Below are 20,648 nucleotides of genomic sequence, written 5' to 3'. Positions count from 1 at the left end.
ATCGGTTGATTGGTTTCCAGTAAACCCGCGATTAATTGCTTGAAATGTCGTGGGAAGTAGAGTGAAGCAATGACTTCAGATAAAAACGGCTACGCTGACCTACCTCATCTTTAGTTTCCTTGGAATAAGTTCAACTCCATGCTTATAACGCTTCGCAGACGCGTTTAACGCCAGCTCCAAAGCGCTATCGCAAATCAGCTCAAACTGCTGAGGTAACGAGTTTACTTTGGTCGGAAGAAAATCCAATAAACGGTTGTCACCAAATGTGGCGAGTTTAATCTTGCTCATTAACTCGGGCTGTTCGATAAGGACATCCAACACCCCCTCAAGCAAGGTATAAGACGTTGTTACAATAGCATCAGGAATAGAGTTCGCCTCAACCCAGTCACTAAACACACGCTTACCTTCGTCGTTATTAAAGTGCTCACCATACGTTACGTAACACTCGATACCCGCATCTTTCGCCGCGGACTCAAAACCCAACTGACGTTCACGAGAAATATTCAGTTCGGGCAGAGCTCCGATAAGTCCAACCGATTGCGTGCTGGTATCGATAACCGAGTTAGTGAGTTCAAACGCTGCACCAAAATCTTCACTAATCACACAACTAAAGTGTTCATCGTCCAACGAACGGTCAATCGCAATCACAGGGGTGCCACGATTTTGGATCGTAAGATAAAAGTCACTGGCTTCTGTTATAGCACTGGCAACAAACAACGCATCAATTCGACGAGAAACCAAGGCATCAGCTACAAGTTTTTCCGTTTCAGGATCATCATCTGAGCAACCAATTAGAATTTGGAACCCTGCTTTACGAGAGTTTTGTTCGAGCAGTTTTGCAATACGTGCATAACTGGTGTTCTCCAAATCAGGAATGATCAAACCAAATGAACGACTATGGCCAGCACGGAGTGATGATGCCGCATGATCTGGGCGGTAATTATGCTGTTCGACAACGGCCATTACCTTTTTTTGGGTTTTTTCAGAAATTCGATATTTCTGTGCTTTACCGTTGATTACATAGCTTGCTGTGGTCTTTGAGACCCCCGCTAACTTCGCTATTTCATCTAAAGTCATAACTCGATCCTTTTTGTGCGATGGATCATATAAATGAATTCCAACCTAACTGACAAGTTGAATTATAAGCTGAATCGGTTCAGTATAAAAGCTGAAAGGATTCAGCAAAGTTCACAGTTTTGAAAACTGACCTATATTTACAGTGACGTTGTCAGATAAAAATGTCAGTGAACATAGGAACTAGCACAGCAAAGTCGGTACAGCAAATACGCTTTGCTGAATTTTTTTAAAATTTTGCTGAATCGATTCAGTTGAGCTAAAAGCAGAACAAAGAATCGATTCAAGAACAAGAATAACGTGGGTGAGCGAACATGCTTGAACTAAACAGTAGTAACATCAAACTAAATCAATCGTCGGACGACAAACTAAGCGCAATCAAAGTGATTGCTGCTGATCTAACAGAAAAGGGCTTAGTTCAAGAAGGTTATGTCGACGGTATGCTTAATCGTGAAGATCAAAACTCTACCTTCTTGGGCAACGGTATTGCCATTCCACACGGCACAACAGACACACGCGGTCTTGTAAAACAAACTGGTGTTGCGGTTCATCACTTCCCTAACGGTGTTGATTGGGGCGACGGCAACACTGCTTACGTCGCAATTGGTATTGCCGCAAAATCAGATGAGCACTTAGGCATCCTAAAACAGCTTACCAAAGTACTGTCTGCTGACGGCGTTGAACAAAAGCTTAAGCAAGCGAAGTCAGCAAACGAAATCATCGCTCTACTTAATGGTGATGTTCAGCTTGAAGCAGATTTTGACGCATCACTTATCCAACTTAACTTCCCTGCAAGCGACATGGTTCAAATGGCAGCAGTCGCTGGCGGTCTGCTAAAAAATACTGGCGGTGCTGGAACAGAATTCGTTGCAGACCTAGTGACTAAATCCCCTACTCACCTAGGTAAAGGTTTGTGGCTAGTGAGCAGCGACAAGGCGGTGACTCGCACAGGTATGGCGTTTGTTTCAACCATCAATCAATGTGAGTTAGACGGTACACCAGTACACGCTCTGATCGCATTTGCAGCTTGTAACAATGCTCACCAATCTATGCTCAACAAAATCACTGAAGTGGTATTCAAGCAAGAGCAAGAGAAGTTGCTATCACTATCCGCAGAACAGGTGCTGGGTTTCTTCACTGGCGAAGAAGTAGCAAGTGCCGATGTGACAGACGGAAACGTTGCCGTATTTAAGATTAAGAATGCGCATGGTTTGCACGCTCGTCCAGGTGCAATGTTAGTGGCAGAAGCGAAGAAATTCGAATCAACCATTACGGTTTCTAACCTAAACGGTGAAGGTAAAGCGGTTAACGCGAAGAGCCTAATGAAAGTGATTGCTCTAGGAGTAAAACATGGTCACGAATTGCAGTTCTCTGCTGAAGGCCCTGATGCAGCAGAGGCACTAGAAGCCATTGGTAAAGCGATCGCTTCCGGCCTTGGTGAAGGTTAAGGAGCTCGTCATGACAGCACAAACTAATAAAGTGGTAACTATTACACTTAACCCCGCACTAGATCTCACAGGGAGTTTAGATACCTTAAACACAGGTTCGGTGAGTCTGGTTAATCAAGGCTCTCTACATGCTGCGGGAAAAGGTGTCAACGTAGCGAAAGTACTTAGTGATTTAGGCGCAGACGTTACTGTGACAGGTTTCCTAGGCAGCGACAACCAAGAGCTGTTCTGCCAACTTTTCGAGCAGATGGGTGCCAAAGACCACTTTATTCGAGTCTCAGGCTCTACTCGCATAAACGTGAAACTGGTCGAGAAGAACGGCGCAGTGAGCGACATTAACTTCCCAGGTGTAGAAGTCGACGAAGCAGCAATCCGTCAATTTGAAGCCACGCTTGATGAGTTGATGCAAGAGCACGATTACTTTGTCTTCGCGGGGAGTTTGCCTCGCGGTATTAGTAGCGAGCAATGTGCAAATTGGATCGAACGATTAGAGCAAAAAGGCAAACGCGTACTGTTCGACAGCAGCCGCGAAGCGCTTGCCAAAGGTCTAGATTCTAAGCCATGGCTAATCAAACCTAACGACGAAGAACTGTCTCAGTTCGTTGGTCGTCATTTAGAAACTCAAGAACAATGTTTAGAAGCAGCAGAGTCAATTTCAGACAAAGGCATTACCAATATTGTTGTTTCTATGGGTGCCGATGGCGTGCTTTGGCTTGAAAACAACCAATGGCTACAAGCAAAACCACCAAGAATGAATGTCGTTAGCACCGTTGGTGCGGGCGACACTCTGGTTGCAGGACTATGTTGGGGTCACATGCAATCATTCGCTAAAGAAGAATTACTCTCCTTTGCAACTGCACTGTCTGCTTTGGCGGTAAGTCAAGTGGGTGTTGGAGTGCCAAGCATTGAAGAAGTTAAATCACTACAACAACAAATACTGTTACAAGAGCTGAGCCGCTAATCGATCCGAATCTTTGATTCTGATTTTGTGGCACTTATGGACACAAAGGTCAAACCTATGAAAATTTCAATTATTACAGCCTGCCCTAGTGGGGTAGCAAACAGCATTATCGCAGCCGGATTGCTCGATCAAGCGGCTAAAGCACTTGGATACGATGCAACTATCGAATGTCACTCAAGTGTTGTTGAAACACAAACACTAACTGACGCGCAAATTGCTGACTCGGAAGTGGTGATTGTTGCCGCAAATGCGCCTGTGGATACACAGCGCCTAGTAGGTAAGAAAGTCTACCAAGCGAGCATTTCCGAGTGCACAACGGATCCAAAAGCGTTCCTAGCTAACGCAATCGAAAAAGCGACTGAGCTAACCGAAGGTACATCAGTTACTCCAGTTGCAGTTGAACAAACTGGTGGCGCGAAGAAAATCGTTGCTATCACGGCCTGTCCAACAGGTGTTGCACACACCTTCATGGCAGCAGAAGCACTAGAAGAACACGGTAAACGTCTAGGTCACACAATTAAAGTGGAAACTCGCGGCTCAGTAGGCGCCAAAAACCAGCTGACTGCTCAAGAGATCGCTGATGCTGACTTAGTCATCATTGCCGCTGATATTGAAGTGCCGCTTGATCGCTTTGACGGCAAGCTTTTGTACAAAACCAGTACAGGTCTAGCACTTAAGAAAACTGAACAAGAAATCGATAAGGCCTTCGCTTCAGCGACTACTTACACTCACTCTGGTGCAAGCAACCAAGCAGGCGCAACGGAAGAGAAAAAAGGCGTTTATAAGCACCTTATGACTGGTGTATCTCACATGCTACCTGTTGTTGTAGCAGGTGGCTTGATCATCGCTCTGTCGTTCGTATTCGGTATCGAAGCATTTAAAGAAGAAGGCACACTAGCGGCTGCGCTAATGACCATCGGTGGTGGCAGCGCATTTGCTCTGATGATCCCTGTATTAGCAGGCTTCATTGCATTCTCAATCGCAGACCGTCCGGGTCTAGCTCCGGGTTTAATCGGCGGTATGCTGGCAAGCTCTACAGGTGCAGGTTTCCTTGGTGGTATCGCAGCAGGTTTCATTGCGGGTTATTCAGCAAAGTTGATTGCTGACAAAGTGTCTCTGCCACAGTCAATGGAAGCGCTTAAACCTATTTTGATCATCCCATTCCTAGCAAGTTTGTTCACTGGTTTGGTCATGATCTACATCGTTGGTGGTCCAGTTGCAGGCATCATGGCAGCAATGACTGACTTCCTAAACAACATGGGCAGCGCGAACGCAGTACTGCTGGGTATTATCCTTGGAGCAATGATGTGCTTCGACCTAGGTGGTCCAGTCAACAAGGCAGCATACACCTTTGGTGTTGGTCTACTAGCTTCTCAAACCTACGCTCCAATGGCAGCAATCATGGCTGCAGGTATGGTTCCTGCGTTAGGTATGGGCTTGGCAACGTTCCTAGCTAAAGACAAGTTCGAAGCAGGTGAGCGTGAAGCGGGTAAAGCATCTTTTGTACTGGGTATGTGCTTCATCTCTGAAGGTGCGATTCCATTCGCAGCAAAAGACCCAATGCGTGTTATCCCATCTTGTATGATTGGTGGTGCGTTAACAGGTGCTCTATCTATGTTAGTCGGTGCGAAACTAATGGCGCCACACGGTGGTCTGTTTGTTCTACTGATTCCAGGTGCCATCTCACCAGTGCTTATGTACCTAGTGGCTATCGCGGCAGGTACGGCAGTAACTGGCTTCACTTACGCTTTCCTAAAGCGTCGTGAAGAAAGCAAAGAAGTGGCGACAGCCTAACCCATTTAAAAGTCCAAGTGAGCCTACTCACTTGGCACTATGCCACCCCCAAATAGGCATTTTCAGCGCTGCTCCTCGCAGCGCTTTTTTGTGTTTTTACTAATAGCTTGTATTCCGTCCCTTTGGGCTCCATATTCCTTATGACTTGTTAACGAACTCTGAATGCCATGGAACATTTACTACGCCTAGCGAACTCAATTCCGCATACCCTCTCGGTCCAAATCTTACTTGCGATCGTGCTATTTCTTGGTTATTACCTGTTTACTAAGCTGGTAAATGGTTGGATTAAACGGTTAGCAGAAACCAAGAAAGTATCTGCCGCTAGAAGCAGTTTTATCCTGAGAACTTTCAATATCGCTTTTGCCTTCATATTTATTGCCATATTCTCTATTACTGTGGGTGTTGGATACGGCGACTTATCACTGTTCTTCTCCTCAGTTTTTGCGGTATTAGGTGTCGCTCTCGTCGCACAGTGGTCAATGTTGAGCAACATAACCGCGAGTTTCTTGATCTTTTTCGTCTTTCCTTATCGTGTTGGTGACAGAATTAAGGTGGTTGATAAAGACGAGGATATTTCTGGCATTATTCAAGATATACGAATGTTCCACGTCTTAATTAGGCACGACAATGGCAACTTAATTACCTATCCAAATAGCCTAATGCTACAAAAAAGTGTGATTAAACTTGCACCTAAGAAAAAGCCGAGTACAACGACTCGACTTTACACAAGAATCAGAAAGGACTCATAACTTAGCCAAGGCGACGTCTGTATCCCGCGATGATAAGTAACGCTAGCGATGCGAACCAGGTCAGTGCCCCACCACCGCCACCTGACGATGTGTTGGAGGAAGTCGTGCCACCAGTGTAGATGACCTGACCATTAACTGATAGATAGTCCAATCGCGCTTGTTCATCGGAAACAATAAACGGCGTTTCCGATCCGGCTAACACACTATCAATCCACGTCACATAATCCGCTATTTCTGTATATGCAGCCGTTACCAAAGATTGAGGGTCACCACACGTCGCTGGACCAAAACTCGTAATACCAACCTGCTGGTAACTACCATTATTGTTCCAGTAAATAGGACCACCGGAATCTCCCTGACACGTCCCCGCTTTCAGCCCAGTTGATTGACTAACATCGCCACTAAAACAAACCTGCTTATCTGTTAAATTATTGCCATTCTGAAAGTTTGAAGCACAATCCGCATTACTTACCCAAAACAAATTCGCCTTTTGCAAAATCGGTGTGCCATCTACACCGGAGCGTGTGTTGCCATGCCCTACAGCAACAAAGGTCTCATTGACGTTTCGATAGCTTTGCGTCGTAACACGATTAACATTACTCCCTGAAGACGCGGGTGATTCCAGTTTCAAAATAGCGATATCATTAGGCAGTAGTAAGGTAATGTTGTTGTTAAAATCAGGATGAATATATACTTCGGTGACACGGCGCCGGTCCGCATTCAAGAAATCTCGTTCACTTTCCAACATGGCAACAGCGGATGTGAAAAGTAACGCTCCCATATCACCTTCAATACAATGAGCCGCCGTCATCACATATTCCGACGTTAAGAACGTTCCCCCACAATAGGCTCCACTTGAGTAGCGACCATCGTAATCCGTAGAATCAATGTATAAGCTAACAAAAGAATCAAAGTCGTTGATTGAAGCGTCTTCCCCACCAACAATCATAGGTGCAATATCAATTTCATCCGCGTTAGTTGGTAACGTCAAAACACTTAATGAACTTAAAAGGGCAAGTAACGAACCGGAATGGTTGGCGAACCATGATTTCATAAAAAACTCCCTTTGCAACCCAACTTATCGACGACGCCATCGGAGCGGTCGTTCATAAATAAGTATAGAGCTCAACCAAGGGAGTTCGAGAAATTGTTGTTAAGCAGCAGTATCGAAAGTAAGACTCAGACTTGAATTGTCTTTCGACGTCTCATCCAGCCCAAACCAACCAGTAACACAACAAAAGAAAAATGCACCGCTCCACCACCTCCAGAGCCCGAAGAGGAACTCGAAGAAGAACCATTATTGCCAGATGAACCAATGTTATAGCCTTTACTGATCAGATAATTACGCCTCGCAGTATCGTTGGACATATGTTTAGCTACCTCTTGTCCATTAAGGACACGATTAATCCAATCAGAATAATCCGCTATTTCGGTAAACACCGCGGTTACCGAGCGATTTTTGTCGCCACAAGGTACGGGCCCAAAGCTTGTAACACCAACCTGAACTTGTTGACCATTGTTATCCCAATAAATAGGTCCACCTGAGTCGCCTTGGCAAGTACCTGCTAACAATTTCGTCGCGTTGCTGTAATCACCGGTGAAGCAAATTTGCTTCTCCGGTGATAGATGACTACCATCCGAGAACGCACCGGCACAAACAGTATTGTTCACATACGTTAGATTCACTTTCTGCAGTACATCAAACGCATCGTGACCATAACTTGTATTACCATGGCCAACAGCAGTAAACACGCTCGCAGGATTGCGATAGCTTTCATTATTTGGACGGTTTATTGCCGTCCCCACTCCTAATGCAGACTCTAGTTTAAGTATCGCAATGTCGTTGGGTAATAATTTATTAATATCATCCACATAGTCAGATGGATAAAATATCTCAACTACACGTCTTTTTTCCGAGTTAACGTAATCTGACTCATACTGCAAGTTAGGTGCAGCCATTGTAAGTAGCTGCGAGTCGCGATTGCCATAAACACAATGCGCCGCGGTCAAAACATATTCAGAATTAAGAAGTGTTCCCCCACAATAAGGAGAGGAAGAATAACCCACTCCATACTCTTGACCGTCCAAATATAAGCTAACAAACGACGGATAATCGGCAACATTCGCCGTACTACCGTTAACAATATAAGGTGTGACTTCGACTTGAGCGTTAGCCGGTGAAGTGATAGAAAACGCTAGCACTGTATACGCGAGCGATGTAAATGCAGCGCGTTTATAAGGTAATGATAGAATCACTAGACAGTTACTCCTTGTACACTATCGACGAACTGAGATTCATTCTCTTTTGATATCACTCTCGCAAAAAACATGCAAACAAGATATGACTTTTGTGTGGGGTTACCTCACTAATTATTTAATACCATACGGTTTTTTCATTTTGTGGCCTTTTCTATCGTTCATAGAAACAATGTCCTAAAATGAAAAAAGCACCGCTAATGCGATGCTTATTATCATCTAGTTCTGTGTTGTAGAACTGTGTTTAGCCACGGTAGTAGCGTTGAGGAACGAATGGCATTTTCTCTACTGTCATAGCCAGCTTTTTACCACGAACATCAGCAAATACTTCGGTACCGATTGCCGCGAATTCAGTCGCAACATAAGCCATTGATACAGGCTTGCCTGCTGTAGGACCAGCAGTACCACTTGTCACGATACCGATTTCGTTATCATTAGCATCAAACAACTTCGCACCTTCACGAACAGGTGCTTTGGTTTGACCAACAAGACCAACACGTTTGCGTGCTACATCTTTAGTTTCGATTTGCTTTAGGATAATGTCTGCGCCCGGGAAGCCACCAGCACGCTCACCGTCAGCACGGCGAACCTTTTGAATGCCCCATAGCAGGCTCGCTTCAACTGGTGTCGTCGTCGTATCCAGATCATGACCATATAAACACAGGCCACATTCCAGACGAAGTGAGTCACGGGCGCCAAGACCAATCCACTCTACTTCTTCAAAGTCTGTTAGAGATTTCGCCAGTGCTTCTGCATTTGCAGATGGTACCGAAATTTCATAACCATCTTCTCCAGTGTAACCTGAACGACTAACAATGCACTCAACGCCATTGATGTCGAGTTTTCTCACGTCCATGAATAGCATATCTGCTACTTCAGGTTGTACACGAGCCAACACTTCAGCGGCTTTTGGCCCTTGAAGCGCAAGCAGAGCACGATCTTCAATCACTTCCATTTCTACGCCATCAGTAAGGTGCGCTTCCAAGTGAGTGATGTCTTGTTCTTTACATGCAGCATTTACGACTACAAACAAGTGGTCGCCTAGATTCGCAACCATCAAGTCGTCCATGATGCCACCTTCTTCATTAGTGAAGAAAGCATAACGCTGCTTACCTTCCGGTAAATCGATAATATCAACTGGCACCAATGACTCTAAAATCTTCGCTGCGTTTTCTCCGTATAAACGCACTTGTCCCATGTGAGACACATCAAACAGACCAGCCGCATCGCGACAATGCAAGTGCTCTTTCTTCACACCAAGTGGATACTGAACTGGCATATCATAGCCAGCAAAAGGAACCATCTTCGCCCCCACTTCCACGTGTAATGCATGCAGTGGTGTTTTCAACAAATCTTGGGTTGCTTGTTCTTGAGCCATTGTATTCTCCATTGGGTCGGGCTGCATTAATTAGCCCTGCTCCTAAATCGGGGATGTCTAAATTCCGCTATCCCTAATTTATCTGCTTTGCAGTAGGAATGGCGGAGCATGAGTTATCGCACCTTACGTCTTATAGTTGACGCCTATACGAAGTTAGATTTTCGTCATTTGGAAACCTTGTTTCCTATAATAAACAAGAATGCGCCCATTTTTCACCTTTAACAAGATATGAACACTCAAAAATGTGACATTTAACATTCCATTCACAGAGTAACAGGCATGAAAAAAGCGTGGTTTCGACGACATTTTCATCAAAACCACGCTCGTTCACGACTTTTAAACACAAAAGCAAACGTTTGCCTTTATTATAGGAAACTATCTCGTTTGACGATTATTTCGCCGTCACCCACAAAATATGGGCATCTTCTTCACTGATGGATATCAGCATATGACCCATATTTGCATCGTAATACACACTATCTCCCGCCGACATTATCATCGGCTCATAAAACTCAGAAAAGAACTTCACTTCCCCTGAGAGAATCAGCAAAAATTCCTCACCATCATGTCGTACCCAGTCACCATATTCTTCGAAGGTTCTCGCCCTAACAGTACTCTTAAAAGGCATCATCTTTTTGTTTGATAGCTGAGTGGCAAGTAACTCATGCTCATAGGTAGGTGTTGGGTGAGGTTTACCTTCACCTCGACGAGTAAAATCACGACGACCGGTTGCCACCTTTTTCTTAGGCGGTTCAAATAGTTGCGGCATATCTATATGCAAGCCCAATGCAAGTTTTTGCATGGCTTGAAACGTTGGCGATATCTGTTCGTTTTCAATCTTACTTAACGTTGAACGTGCAAGGCCAGTTCTTTGACTCGCTTCTTCTAACGTCAGTCCTAGTTTGGCGCGAATATCTTTAATTCTTTCGCCTAGTTTTAGAGGCTCAATGTTCTCATCACCTTCCTTCGCTAAAGTCAGCGATGGGTATTCATCATAGATGTCTTCTGACATGCTTTCCCTCTTCTACCAGTAACTTCCTGTGACTCATTTTCATTGTTGCATGAAGCTGTGTCTTTATTAAAGACCATGTACAAAAATAAAGCGTGCTCTCCGTAACAGTTTTGGAAACTGTGTTTCCTATAGGAAATTTTTGATTGATTGTTGGTGCCGAGCGAGGTATGTTATCGGCTTGTTAGATGAAGAGATGCATTAGCGAGTACAGGTCCGTTGCGTTGTTAACTCCAACCTGTGCCGTTTTTTTGAATGATTTAGTCCTACTTTTTGGGACATTCTCGCGCTGCAACATTGGACTTTTGTTTCGTCCAAGCAGTACTAAGACAAGCCTCAGTCAGTACCAACAATAGGTAATAAAAGGCACTGATTGAACAATGGAAGGTTCACCGCCATGAATGCTCAGTACTTGAAAAGCTACCAAAATCACAGCCTAGAAAGCTTCTTCTCAACCAACCTGTCTGCTACAGACGACGCAGTATTCACCGGAATACAAGCCGAGTTTGTCCGTCAAAATGAACAAATCGAGCTTATCGCTTCTGAGAACATCGTTTCTAAAGCGGTAATGCAAGCGCAAGGCACATGCCTGACCAACAAATACGCAGAAGGTTACCCAAACCGTCGCTACTACGGTGGCTGTGAACACGTAGATACAGTCGAAGCTATTGCTATTGAACGTGCAAAAACCCTTTTTAAGTGTGAATACGCAAACGTTCAACCTCACTCTGGCGCACAAGCAAACGGCGCAGTTAAGCTAGCCCTTTTACAGCCGGGTGACACCATTATGGGTATGTCGCTTGATGCAGGTGGACACTTAACTCACGGCGCACGTCCAGCACTGTCTGGTAAATGGTTTAATGCTGTTCAGTACGGCGTTGATAAAGATACATTAGAAATTAACTACGACGACGTTCGTGCCTTAGCCGTTGAACACAAACCAAAAATGATTATCGCAGGTGGTAGTGCCATTCCACGTGTTATTGATTTCGCCAAGTTCCGTGAAATTGCTGACGAAGTGGGTGCAATCCTGATGGTAGATATGGCACACATCGCTGGTCTTATCGCAACAGGTGCTCACCCTAGCCCATTACCGCATGCGCATGTTGTCACTACGACAACACACAAAACACTACGCGGCCCTCGCGGCGGCATGATCCTGACTAACCACGAAGACATCATTAAGAAGATTAACTCTGCGGTATTCCCGGGTCTTCAAGGTGGTCCACTAATGCACGTCATCGCAGCGAAAGCCGTGGCATTTGGCGAAGCTTTAGGCCCTCAGTTCTCAACTTATATCGATTCAGTGATCGCTAACGCAAAAGTTCTAGCCGAAGTATTGCAAACTCGCGGTTGTGACATTGTGACTGGCGGTACAGATACGCACCTTATGCTTGTTGACTTACGACCTAAGGGTCTGAAAGGCAACAAAACAGAAGAAGCATTGGAGCGTGCGGGGATCACATGTAACAAAAATGGCATCCCGTTTGATGCAGAAAAACCTATGATTACTTCTGGTATTCGCTTAGGGACGCCAGCTGGAACCACTCGCGGTTTCGGTACTGAAGAATTCAAACTCATCGGTGAGTGGATTGGCGATGTTCTTGACGGTCTGGTAGAAAACCCTGAGGGTAACCCAGAAGTCGAACAACGTGTTCGTAAAGAAGTGAAGGCACTGTGTGCTCGCTTCCCACTTTACACTTAAAGAATAAAACATCCTTAATTTTGGAGATAAAGCAATGGATAACACTTTGAAGTTTTCTGACAGCCACGAATGGGTACGTGACAACGGTGACGGTACTGTGACTATCGGTATTTCAGAGCACGCTCAAGAGATGTTAGGTGACGTAGTATTCGTTGACCTACCAGAAGTAGAAGACGAAATCGAAGCGGGTGAAAGCTTCTCTCTAGTAGAGTCAGTGAAAGCAGCTTCCGACATTTACGCGCCAGTTTCAGGTGAAATCGTTGAAATCAACGAAGAGCTTGAAGACAGCCCTGAGCTTATCAACGAAGAGTCGTACGAAGGCGGCTGGATTGTTAAGGTGAAAATGTCTGACGCCTCTGAGCTTGAAAACCTTAAGAGTGCAGAAGAGTATCAAGCTTCTATCGAAGACGAGTAAGCAATATACAGACGTTGCTTGTCTGTTTTAGTGTCGCCTAACTTGAACCGACGCATCCGTAAAAAAGCGTCGTCATCCCTGCGTAGGCAGGGATCTTATTTTAGTTGGGCACATGCTTTTAGTGATTCCAGCCTGCGCAGGAATGACGTAAAAAGTAAGAATGACGTTAAAAATTCGAGCAACGATTTTAAAGATCTCGCAGAGGATCTTTGAGAAGGTAAAGGAATCATGACTGAATTACTTCAAAGCCTAAGCACGCAAAATGAATTTGTTGCACGCCACAATGGGCCAAACAAATCTGACCAACAAAAGATGCTGGACGCGATTAACGTACTCAATCTAGATACGCTAATTGAAGAAACTGTCCCAGCGCAAATCCGCCTTGAAACGCCAATGACGCTAGACGCTCCAATGAGCGAAGCGGACATGCTGGTTGAAATGAAAAAGTTCGCGGATTTGAACCAAGTTAAACGCACATTCATCGGTCAGGGTTACTACAACACCTTCACGCCAAACGTGATTCTGCGAAATGTTCTGGAAAACCCAGGCTGGTACACAGCTTATACACCTTATCAGCCTGAGATCTCTCAAGGCCGTCTTGAGTCACTTCTAAACTACCAACAAATGGTCATGGACCTAACTGGTATGGAAATCGCTAACGCGTCGCTACTTGATGAAGCAACTGCAGCGGCAGAAGCGATGACCCTATGTAAGCGTGCTGGTAAGAGTAAGAGCAAAGTCTTCTTTGTCGCTGACGATGTACACCCACAAACATTAGAAGTTGTGAAAACTCGTGCAGAGTTCATCGGATTCGAAGTTCAAGTTGGTTCACTTGAGTCACTACCTGAACAAGACGTGTTTGGTGCACTAGTACAGTACCCTGGCACAACAGGTGAAGTTCGCGACCTAACTGACATCATTGCTAAAGCACAAGCAAACAAAACGCTAGTAACGGTAGCCACCGACCTTCTTGCTTCTGCTCTACTTAAGCCTGCGGGTGAAATGGGTGCAGACGTAGTTATCGGTTCTGCACAACGCTTTGGTGTACCAATGGGCTACGGCGGTCCACACGCTGCGTTCATGGCAACAAAAGATAAGCATAAGCGTACTATGCCTGGTCGTGTTATCGGTGTTTCTATCGATACTAACGGTAACCAAGCACTTCGTATGGCAATGCAAACTCGTGAGCAACACATCCGCCGCGAGAAAGCGACATCGAACATCTGTACTGCTCAGGCACTGCTTGCCAACATGGCTGCGTTTTACGCGGTTTACCACGGTGAAGAAGGCCTTAAAACTATCGCTCGCCGTACACACCACATGACAGCTATCCTAGCAGCAGGTCTAACTAAATCTGGTTACGAACTGGCTCACAACAGCTTCTTCGACACCATCACAGTCAACACTGGTGAGAACACAGATAAGCTGCTTCAAAAAGCCGTGGCATCTGACATCAACCTACGTCAACTAGATGGTCAAATCGGTATCAGCTTCGATGAGACAACAACGATTGAAGATATCAACGTCCTATTTGCCGTCTTCGAAGTTAAAGAGAAAGTAGAAACTCTATCTGCTGAAATCGCTGGTAATGAGTTTGCTGCTATTCCAGAGAACTGCCGTCGTACTTCTCGCTACCTAACTCACTCTGTGTTCAACACGCACCACAGCGAAACACAGATGATGCGCTACCTAAAACAGCTTGAGAACAAAGACTTCTCACTGACGCACGGTATGATTCCACTAGGCAGCTGTACCATGAAGCTAAACGCAGCAGCTGAAATGATTCCTGTAACTTGGCCAGAGTTTGGTTCTATTCACCCATTCGCTCCAATTGACCAAGCGGCGGGCTACACAGCCCTAGCGACTGACCTTAAGAAGAAGCTATGTGAAATCACAGGCTACGATGAGTTCTCACTGCAACCTAACTCAGGTGCATCTGGTGAGTACGCAGGTCTGATTGCGATTCAACGCTATCATGAAAGCCGTGGCGAAGGTCACCGTAACGTTTGTTTGATTCCAAGCTCCGCACACGGTACTAACCCAGCGACAGCGTCTATGGTGTCAATGAAAGTGGTAGTAGTGAAGTGTGACGACAACGGTAACATCGACACTGACGACCTAGCTGCGAAGATTGAAAAACATCGCGAAAACCTATCAAGCATCATGATCACCTACCCTTCCACACACGGTGTGTACGAAGAGCATGTGAAAGAAGTGTGCGAAATGGTTCACGAAGCTGGCGGTCAGGTTTATCTAGATGGTGCGAACATGAACGCACAGGTTGGTCTGACTAACCCTGGTTTCATCGGCTCTGATGTTTCTCACCTGAACCTTCATAAAACCTTCTGTATCCCACACGGTGGTGGCGGTCCAGGCATGGGTCCTATCGGTGTAAAATCACACCTAGCACCTTTCCTTCCAGGCCACATTGAAAATGGTGTTGAAGGTAGCGATTACGCGGTATCCGCAGCAGATCTAGGCAGTGCTTCTATCCTACCAATCTCTTGGGCATACATTGCAATGATGGGTGAGGCGGGCCTGACTGACGCAACTAAAGTCGCGATTCTAAACGCGAACTATGTAATGGAACGTCTACTTCCACACTACCCTGTTCTTTACCGTGGCACTAACGGCCGCGTAGCGCACGAATGTATTATCGACATTCGTCCACTGAAAGACGAAACAGGCATTAGTGAAGAAGACATCGCTAAGCGCCTAATGGACTACGGTTTCCACGCACCAACGATGTCGTTCCCAGTTGCTGGCACGCTAATGGTAGAGCCAACAGAGTCAGAGGACCTTGAAGAGCTAGACCGTTTCTGTGATGCAATGATTGCGATCCGCAACGAAATGACACAAGTTAAAGAAGGGGTTTGGCCACTAGATAACAACCCGCTTGTTAACGCGCCTCACACACAAGTAGACCTATCAAAAGAAGAATGGGATCGCCCGTACTCTCGCGAACTAGGCTGCTTCCCGTCAAGCGCGACTAAGAGCTGGAAATACTGGCCAACGGTTAACCGCGTAGACAACGTGTACGGCGACCGTAACCTAATTTGCTCTTGCCCAAGCATTGATAACTACGAAGACTAGTTTTCTATGCCACAAATGATACTCAAAAGCGAACCTTAAACGGTTCGCTTTTTTATTTTAAGGACTAATGGGCTGTTTTAAGAACTCTGCCATCAGGCATACAAATTGCGAAGAACGAACCGTAACTCCCCGTAAACTAGTACTTTTCTATATCGATATCGTCACATTCTGTTGACTGGGTGTTATAGTAGCAACTCTAATCAAGTATCAAGGATAAAGTAAAATGGATAAATTTCTAAAGCTACTGGCAACTAAGCCTAATGAAGTCACTTTCGAGCAAACGATGCAGGTTATAGACGAACATTTTGACTTTAGCCCAGTAAGCTTTGTAAACGGAGAAACCGAAAATCAGGCAGGACAAAACAATGGCTCTTGTAAGATTTTTGCTTTTGCTCAGATACAAGGATTAGACAAACCATCAACTCTGGCTTGCTTCGGCCAGTTCTATCGTGATGACGTGTTGAAAAATCCAAATGGCAGCGACCATGCCAATATCCGTAACTTTATCCAGCATGGCTGGGATGGCGTTCGCTTTGATGGTGTAGCGTTAACGGCCAAGTAACTCTTGCTAGAGATGCAGGCTAAACAGTGACACTACAGCAGTAAGCCACGATTCATTAAATCAAAAAGCGCCCCATAGACTGAGGCGCTTTGATTCGATACCTAAAGCTAGAAATCAACAGAGTAACAATAAAAAACTAATACTCTTCGCAGCTCGTACTATTTCTTAAGACTTATTGTTGAATCGCCGCAATTGCAGCATCGTAATTTGGTTCGTTAGTTATCTCTGAAACTAATTCGCTGTGAGTCACCACGCCTTCTTTACTCACACATACAATTGCACGAGCCGTCAAACCTCGCAGAGCACCTTCAGGAATCGCCACTCCATAAGTTTCTGCAAAATCTGCACTACGGAAGGTGGACGCGTGCTGAACATTCTCAATACCTTCAATTTCACAGAACCGACCAGCGGCAAAAGGTAAATCAGCTGAAATACAGATCACCTGCGTATCTTCTAGCTGCGCAGCTTCTTCATTGAAACGTCTTACACTGTTGGCACATACTGGAGTGTCAATACTTGGGAAGATGTTAAGAATTACGTTTTTACCTGAGAAACTTGATAATGTAAGGTCCGATAAATCAGACGCTGTAAGAGAAAACTCAGGTGCAGAATCACCAGTGACAGGAATAGAACCCGCAATACTTACAGAGTTACCTTGGAAAGTTACTTGTGCCATATTTATACCTTTACTCTCTGTTATGTGAATACATGGATATAACATCTCATTAGCATAACTTGTTCAAGATCAATTTTTCAGATCAGACCTGACACTTCTATACAGACATAATGCTTTTGATATGCACCTAGCTGTTTTTATTGATTGGTACCGAGCCTGCACCTATCGAATATGCTTTAAGTGCCTACATACTGTATTTGTATGTAGTTAACATGTAGTAACAAGACGTCATTGATAATTTGATCTGCTACGTAATCGACAATAAGTGAGTTAATACTGAGTTGACTGACACAGAAATGGACAAAAATGTGCCAGAATCGCTACTAGATTAGAAATAGGTCAATAGCCACAGGTTTGGAAAGTCCATTAGTTATGCGTCCAGTTTTGATGATGCAAATCAGATAAACATCGTACTTTGATACCCACTCAACTTTTTGCCCATACGTCAAGTGCACCTAAGCTGAGAAGAGCCGTTCAATTAAGGAGAAGGACGCTTCAAATGCTGGAACAGCTATGCTACGTCCAAACGCTTTTGATCCTCCTGTAGTTATCGACAATACAAAGGGTTGTTTGAATGTACTAGTTCATGCGCATCGCATAGTTAAGGCAACTAATTCTAGCATTCGTAAGATTCAAACCTAAAAAGAATTAGTTCTTTAGCTTGACTTTAAAGCCCAGTAACAATCGACAAATTCATACATGCTTCGTCTAGTATGTGCGATATATTTAGACTAAATACTTTACAGAAATTGAGTAAACTGAAACCCTTTGTATTGTAGAGCGATTGCCGACAACCATTTATTTTGAGAGTCCCATATTTCCATGTCACTACAGAAACTTATTCGCTTTAGCGATGCCAAACTAGCCGCTATCTCACTTTGTATCCTAAGCCCCATTATTGCCGAGTACTTGTTAGGTATATGGTCACTGACGCAGCTTTCATCACTGCTATTCTTGGTGCCTTTTTATGGCTGTGGTGCATTGCTTGTGAGAGAAATTGCAAGACGAAGCGGAAGTGGCTGGGTTGGAATATTCGCACTTTCTTTTGCGTTTGGTTTAATAGAAGAGGGATTGCTAACTCAAACGTTTTTCAACACGGATTACTATCACGCTGGATTATTATCTTTTGGATATATCGAGTCACTTGGTACGTCACCATTCTGGATAATATATGTTCTCGGGCTACATAGCCTTGGCAGTATTTGTTTGCCTATATTAATGGTTGAGTTGCGCTTGGATAGTTCAGAGCGTGAGAAACTTTGGTTAAACTGGCCGTCCTTTTTCGTGTGTACAACTCTCTACTTTGTAGCGTCAGCGTCCATCTTCCTTGGAACCCAGCAAGCCTTTCCTTATCAGAGTACGTTGCTACAAAAATTAGCCGTTATTACGGTTATAATAGCGTTTTCCGCTCTCGCGCTTTTTAGACTTAAAATCGCCTTCAAGCTTAGTAACAAGAGAGTTAGCAACTTAAAGGTGTTTATCACCACCATAATTTTAGGCGTTGTATTTTTTGGTCAGCACTATCACATGTACACGCTTGGACTGAGCGAGCATTTTGTCGCGTTTTCAATGCTGTCTGCCTATCTGCTCGGAATGTACTTTATGTTGCGCTGGAGTCAGTGCGCGAATTGGAGTGATAGCCAACAGTATTCAATGGTGTTTAGCTTACTAGTGATTTATAGCGTATTGGGGCTCTATCAATTCTCCAAATATACGACAGCGCTTGGACATAGCATCAACTACGTCGATATAGCCCTTCAAATCGGGTTGATATTAGCCTTAACTATTCCAGTATTAAAAAAGATTAAGTCGCTTGTTTAAAAATGCCAAAAAAGCTTGCTTGCCTCGAATTGAAAAGATGTAAGCCTACAGTTTACTAAGCACGCACCAAACTGATAAGAGAGTAGATCAAGTTCTTATGCGTAAAGTATGACATCTAAGTGAACTAGCTTAGAAATGGGCAAAAAACAATCTAGCCTCGTCACTCAGTTTGCGGAGTGAACCATATGATTCAGTGGGCGTTGTCAGTAGGTTCCTGCCTTGGCAGGAATGACAGTATTTGGGCTGGAGCATTTATCGGTCAGTAGTGCCACCCGTCCTATCGGCATAAGGCGGCACTTTACTCAGTATAGTCTTTACGCGTATTTAGCTCTGAGGTCATCTTGCAATTTATCGAGGTTTTCACCGTTTAGCTTATAGAACTTTGAATAGATGAAGAAGCCAAGGGCACATAGTACCGCAGGAGATAAATATAGGAATTGTAAACCCGTTAACGCCTCAGTCGTTTGAACTTCGTTAGGGACAAAGTTAATTGCGGCTAGCCCCAACCCGATAAGAGAGCCCGTAAGAGCACCAGAGCATTTAGAAATTAATGTATGAGCAGAGTACGATACACTTTCAGCACGAATACCAATGGTTTTATCTCCATAATCGACTGTATCCGCAACCATTATCAGAATGATTAGCCAATAGACCGCTCCAGAGACACCTCCGAATACACCAGAAAGCCCTATAAGCAGATTCGACTCTGGTGCGTAATTCCCAGCAAACCATAGAGAAACAGCGGCGAGTACTGGAAAAACCAATGAAGCAGAGAACAGAGCTTGGCGACCAACGGCTTTGACGATAGGTTTGAAGAAAAGTAGAGTACCAACTCCTGCAATACCGCCACAGGCAGAGGCGACAGCTAGCTTTGTCGCATCACCTAGCACATACGTATAGAAGTACAATGTGTAGCCGCCCATAAGAGCAGTACCGACGTTGTAACAAAGCGCAATAGCTAATAGCCAAAGAAACTGTTTATTTTTAAGTATCAACGAGAAAGCTTGCTTTAAGTTGAAGTTCTTTGAAGCAGCTTCATCCTCTTCAAAGGATTCTTCTACCCATTTGCAGGTAATCAAAGCGCTAATGATAGCCAACACTCCAGCACACACGGCGAACAGCATATAGCCGCGCCCATCATCACCCGCACCAAAAAACATCACCGCATAAACAGCTACCCCCTGCACAGTATAACTTGCAGCAGTCGCGAATACTCTTGGATAAGGCATTAACCCTTCTCTTTCATCTTTATTCAGAGTGATCTTAGGGACTAATGACCAGAAAGGTGCATCTAACATCGTGTAGGTCATACCCCAACCTACATAGGTAAACACTACCCACCACAGTTGCGCGTTTCCTTCAAAAAGGTGAGCGGCGAAAATGCCCACTAAGAAGACGGCATTCAATACGTTCCCGACAAGAATCCAAGGCTTGTATTTACCCCATCGAGTATTTGTCTTAGCAACTATATAACCCAGTATTGGGTCGTTGATGGTGTCCCATACCCTAGCAAGTAGAAACATACCTGCTAGGAATATCGGGGAGAGACCGGCGACGTCTGTGTAGTAAATCATGATAAAGATGTTTACTAACACCAAACCAAAATCCTTTCCAAAGCCACCTAAACCAAACGACCATTTGGTTTGATTACTGACCTTACCTGTAATCACGTTATTCATTATCACTCCTTAGAAATGCTTGCAATTT

Annotated in this window: 16 protein-coding genes; 9 read left to right on the top strand and 7 right to left on the bottom strand. The window is 44.6% G+C overall.

What is annotated here, in order from left to right; translation table 11 throughout:
- Positions 1 to 99: 99 nt before the first annotated feature.
- Positions 100 to 1,077 (bottom strand): catabolite repressor/activator, encoded by a 978-nt coding sequence (gene cra / locus OH456_RS03710; RefSeq protein WP_006069473.1) that lies wholly within the window; start codon positions 1,075 to 1,077, stop codon positions 100 to 102.
- 311 nt (positions 1,078 to 1,388) lie between these two features.
- On the opposite strand from cra, the gene fruB reads away from it, so the two are divergent.
- From fruB to OH456_RS03690, 4 genes are all read left to right on the top strand, one after another.
- Positions 1,389 to 2,522, top strand: a complete 1,134-nt coding sequence (gene fruB / locus OH456_RS03705; protein ID WP_270032825.1) for a fused PTS fructose transporter subunit IIA/HPr protein — start codon at positions 1,389 to 1,391, stop codon at positions 2,520 to 2,522.
- 10 nt (positions 2,523 to 2,532) lie between these two features.
- Positions 2,533 to 3,483, top strand: a complete 951-nt coding sequence (gene pfkB, locus OH456_RS03700) for a 1-phosphofructokinase (RefSeq protein ID WP_006069471.1) — start codon at positions 2,533 to 2,535, stop codon at positions 3,481 to 3,483.
- A gap of 57 nt (positions 3,484 to 3,540) precedes the next feature.
- Positions 3,541 to 5,277 carry a PTS fructose transporter subunit IIBC gene (fruA, locus tag OH456_RS03695; protein ID WP_198559059.1) on the top strand — a complete coding sequence of 579 codons (1,737 nt, stop codon included), beginning with the start codon at positions 3,541 to 3,543 and terminating at the stop codon, positions 5,275 to 5,277.
- A 167-nt stretch (positions 5,278 to 5,444) separates the two neighbouring features.
- A complete protein-coding gene (locus OH456_RS03690) occupies positions 5,445 to 6,026 on the top strand; it encodes a mechanosensitive ion channel family protein (protein ID WP_096441873.1) in 582 nt (193 codons plus the stop codon).
- Between the two features lies 1 nt (position 6,027).
- On the opposite strand, the gene OH456_RS03685 is transcribed toward OH456_RS03690, so the two are convergent.
- The 4 genes from OH456_RS03685 to OH456_RS03670 all read right to left on the bottom strand — a co-directional run bounded on the left by OH456_RS03685 (position 6,028) and on the right by OH456_RS03670 (position 10,672).
- A complete protein-coding gene (locus tag OH456_RS03685) occupies positions 6,028 to 7,080 on the bottom strand; it encodes a S1 family peptidase (RefSeq protein ID WP_270032824.1) in 1,053 nt (350 codons plus the stop codon).
- 125 nt (positions 7,081 to 7,205) lie between these two features.
- Positions 7,206 to 8,282 carry a S1 family peptidase gene (locus OH456_RS03680; RefSeq protein WP_270032823.1) on the bottom strand — a complete coding sequence of 359 codons (1,077 nt, stop codon included), beginning with the start codon at positions 8,280 to 8,282 and terminating at the stop codon, positions 7,206 to 7,208.
- 244 nt (positions 8,283 to 8,526) lie between these two features.
- A complete protein-coding gene (gene gcvT, locus OH456_RS03675) occupies positions 8,527 to 9,660 on the bottom strand; it encodes a glycine cleavage system aminomethyltransferase GcvT (protein ID WP_198559062.1) in 1,134 nt (377 codons plus the stop codon).
- A 391-nt stretch (positions 9,661 to 10,051) separates the two neighbouring features.
- Positions 10,052 to 10,672: a helix-turn-helix domain-containing protein gene (locus OH456_RS03670; protein WP_270032822.1), complete on the bottom strand. Its 621-nt coding sequence runs from the start codon at positions 10,670 to 10,672 to the stop codon at positions 10,052 to 10,054.
- 394 nt (positions 10,673 to 11,066) lie between these two features.
- Here OH456_RS03670 and OH456_RS03665 point away from each other — a divergent pair, with 394 nt between their 5' ends.
- From OH456_RS03665 to OH456_RS03650, 4 genes are all read left to right on the top strand, one after another.
- Positions 11,067 to 12,374, top strand: a complete 1,308-nt coding sequence (locus OH456_RS03665; RefSeq protein WP_270032821.1) for a serine hydroxymethyltransferase — start codon at positions 11,067 to 11,069, stop codon at positions 12,372 to 12,374.
- Positions 12,375 to 12,408: 34 nt separating this feature from the next.
- Positions 12,409 to 12,789, top strand: a complete 381-nt coding sequence (gene gcvH / locus OH456_RS03660; RefSeq protein WP_006069462.1) for a glycine cleavage system protein GcvH — start codon at positions 12,409 to 12,411, stop codon at positions 12,787 to 12,789.
- Between the two features lie 228 nt (positions 12,790 to 13,017).
- A complete protein-coding gene (gene gcvP, locus OH456_RS03655; RefSeq protein WP_006069461.1) occupies positions 13,018 to 15,882 on the top strand; it encodes an aminomethyl-transferring glycine dehydrogenase in 2,865 nt (954 codons plus the stop codon).
- Positions 15,883 to 16,105: 223 nt separating this feature from the next.
- A complete protein-coding gene (locus OH456_RS03650; protein WP_270032820.1) occupies positions 16,106 to 16,444 on the top strand; it encodes a HopJ type III effector protein in 339 nt (112 codons plus the stop codon).
- A gap of 172 nt (positions 16,445 to 16,616) precedes the next feature.
- Here OH456_RS03650 and tpx read toward each other — a convergent pair whose 3' ends face one another.
- Complete coding sequence (gene tpx / locus OH456_RS03645) at positions 16,617 to 17,120, bottom strand: thiol peroxidase (RefSeq protein WP_236112015.1); 504 nt, start codon at positions 17,118 to 17,120, stop codon at positions 16,617 to 16,619.
- Positions 17,121 to 17,942: 822 nt separating this feature from the next.
- Between tpx and OH456_RS03640 the strand changes: the two genes are divergently transcribed.
- Positions 17,943 to 18,941, top strand: a complete 999-nt coding sequence (locus tag OH456_RS03640) for a hypothetical protein (protein ID WP_270032819.1) — start codon at positions 17,943 to 17,945, stop codon at positions 18,939 to 18,941.
- Between the two features lie 314 nt (positions 18,942 to 19,255).
- Here OH456_RS03640 and melB read toward each other — a convergent pair whose 3' ends face one another.
- Positions 19,256 to 20,620, bottom strand: a complete 1,365-nt coding sequence (gene melB, locus OH456_RS03635) for a melibiose:sodium transporter MelB (protein ID WP_198559071.1) — start codon at positions 20,618 to 20,620, stop codon at positions 19,256 to 19,258.
- Positions 20,621 to 20,648: the final 28 nt, after the last annotated feature.

Source organism: Vibrio sp. La 4.2.2 (assembly GCF_027586995.1).
Lineage (GTDB): Bacteria > Pseudomonadota > Gammaproteobacteria > Enterobacterales > Vibrionaceae > Vibrio > Vibrio mediterranei.
The sequence above is the reverse complement of the archived record's forward strand: the minus strand, read 5'-3'. Positions and strand labels throughout refer to the sequence as shown.

What these genes read in the sequence shown, in the direction of transcription:
- OH456_RS03690 (WP_096441873.1), top strand. Translation starts at nt 5,445, where the DNA reads ATGGAACATTTACTACGCCTAGCGAACTCAATTCCGCATACCCTCTCG.
- cra (WP_006069473.1), bottom strand. Translation starts at nt 1,077, where the DNA reads ATGACTTTAGATGAAATAGCGAAGTTAGCGGGGGTCTCAAAGACCACA.
- pfkB (WP_006069471.1), top strand. Translation starts at nt 2,533, where the DNA reads ATGACAGCACAAACTAATAAAGTGGTAACTATTACACTTAACCCCGCA.
- gcvP (WP_006069461.1), top strand. Translation starts at nt 13,018, where the DNA reads ATGACTGAATTACTTCAAAGCCTAAGCACGCAAAATGAATTTGTTGCA.
- OH456_RS03640 (WP_270032819.1), top strand. Translation starts at nt 17,943, where the DNA reads ATGTCACTACAGAAACTTATTCGCTTTAGCGATGCCAAACTAGCCGCT.
- OH456_RS03685 (WP_270032824.1), bottom strand. Translation starts at nt 7,080, where the DNA reads ATGAAATCATGGTTCGCCAACCATTCCGGTTCGTTACTTGCCCTTTTA.
- OH456_RS03670 (WP_270032822.1), bottom strand. Translation starts at nt 10,672, where the DNA reads ATGTCAGAAGACATCTATGATGAATACCCATCGCTGACTTTAGCGAAG.
- OH456_RS03650 (WP_270032820.1), top strand. Translation starts at nt 16,106, where the DNA reads ATGGATAAATTTCTAAAGCTACTGGCAACTAAGCCTAATGAAGTCACT.
- gcvH (WP_006069462.1), top strand. Translation starts at nt 12,409, where the DNA reads ATGGATAACACTTTGAAGTTTTCTGACAGCCACGAATGGGTACGTGAC.
- OH456_RS03665 (WP_270032821.1), top strand. Translation starts at nt 11,067, where the DNA reads ATGAATGCTCAGTACTTGAAAAGCTACCAAAATCACAGCCTAGAAAGC.
- fruB (WP_270032825.1), top strand. Translation starts at nt 1,389, where the DNA reads ATGCTTGAACTAAACAGTAGTAACATCAAACTAAATCAATCGTCGGAC.
- gcvT (WP_198559062.1), bottom strand. Translation starts at nt 9,660, where the DNA reads ATGGCTCAAGAACAAGCAACCCAAGATTTGTTGAAAACACCACTGCAT.
- tpx (WP_236112015.1), bottom strand. Translation starts at nt 17,120, where the DNA reads ATGGCACAAGTAACTTTCCAAGGTAACTCTGTAAGTATTGCGGGTTCT.
- fruA (WP_198559059.1), top strand. Translation starts at nt 3,541, where the DNA reads ATGAAAATTTCAATTATTACAGCCTGCCCTAGTGGGGTAGCAAACAGC.
- melB (WP_198559071.1), bottom strand. Translation starts at nt 20,620, where the DNA reads ATGAATAACGTGATTACAGGTAAGGTCAGTAATCAAACCAAATGGTCG.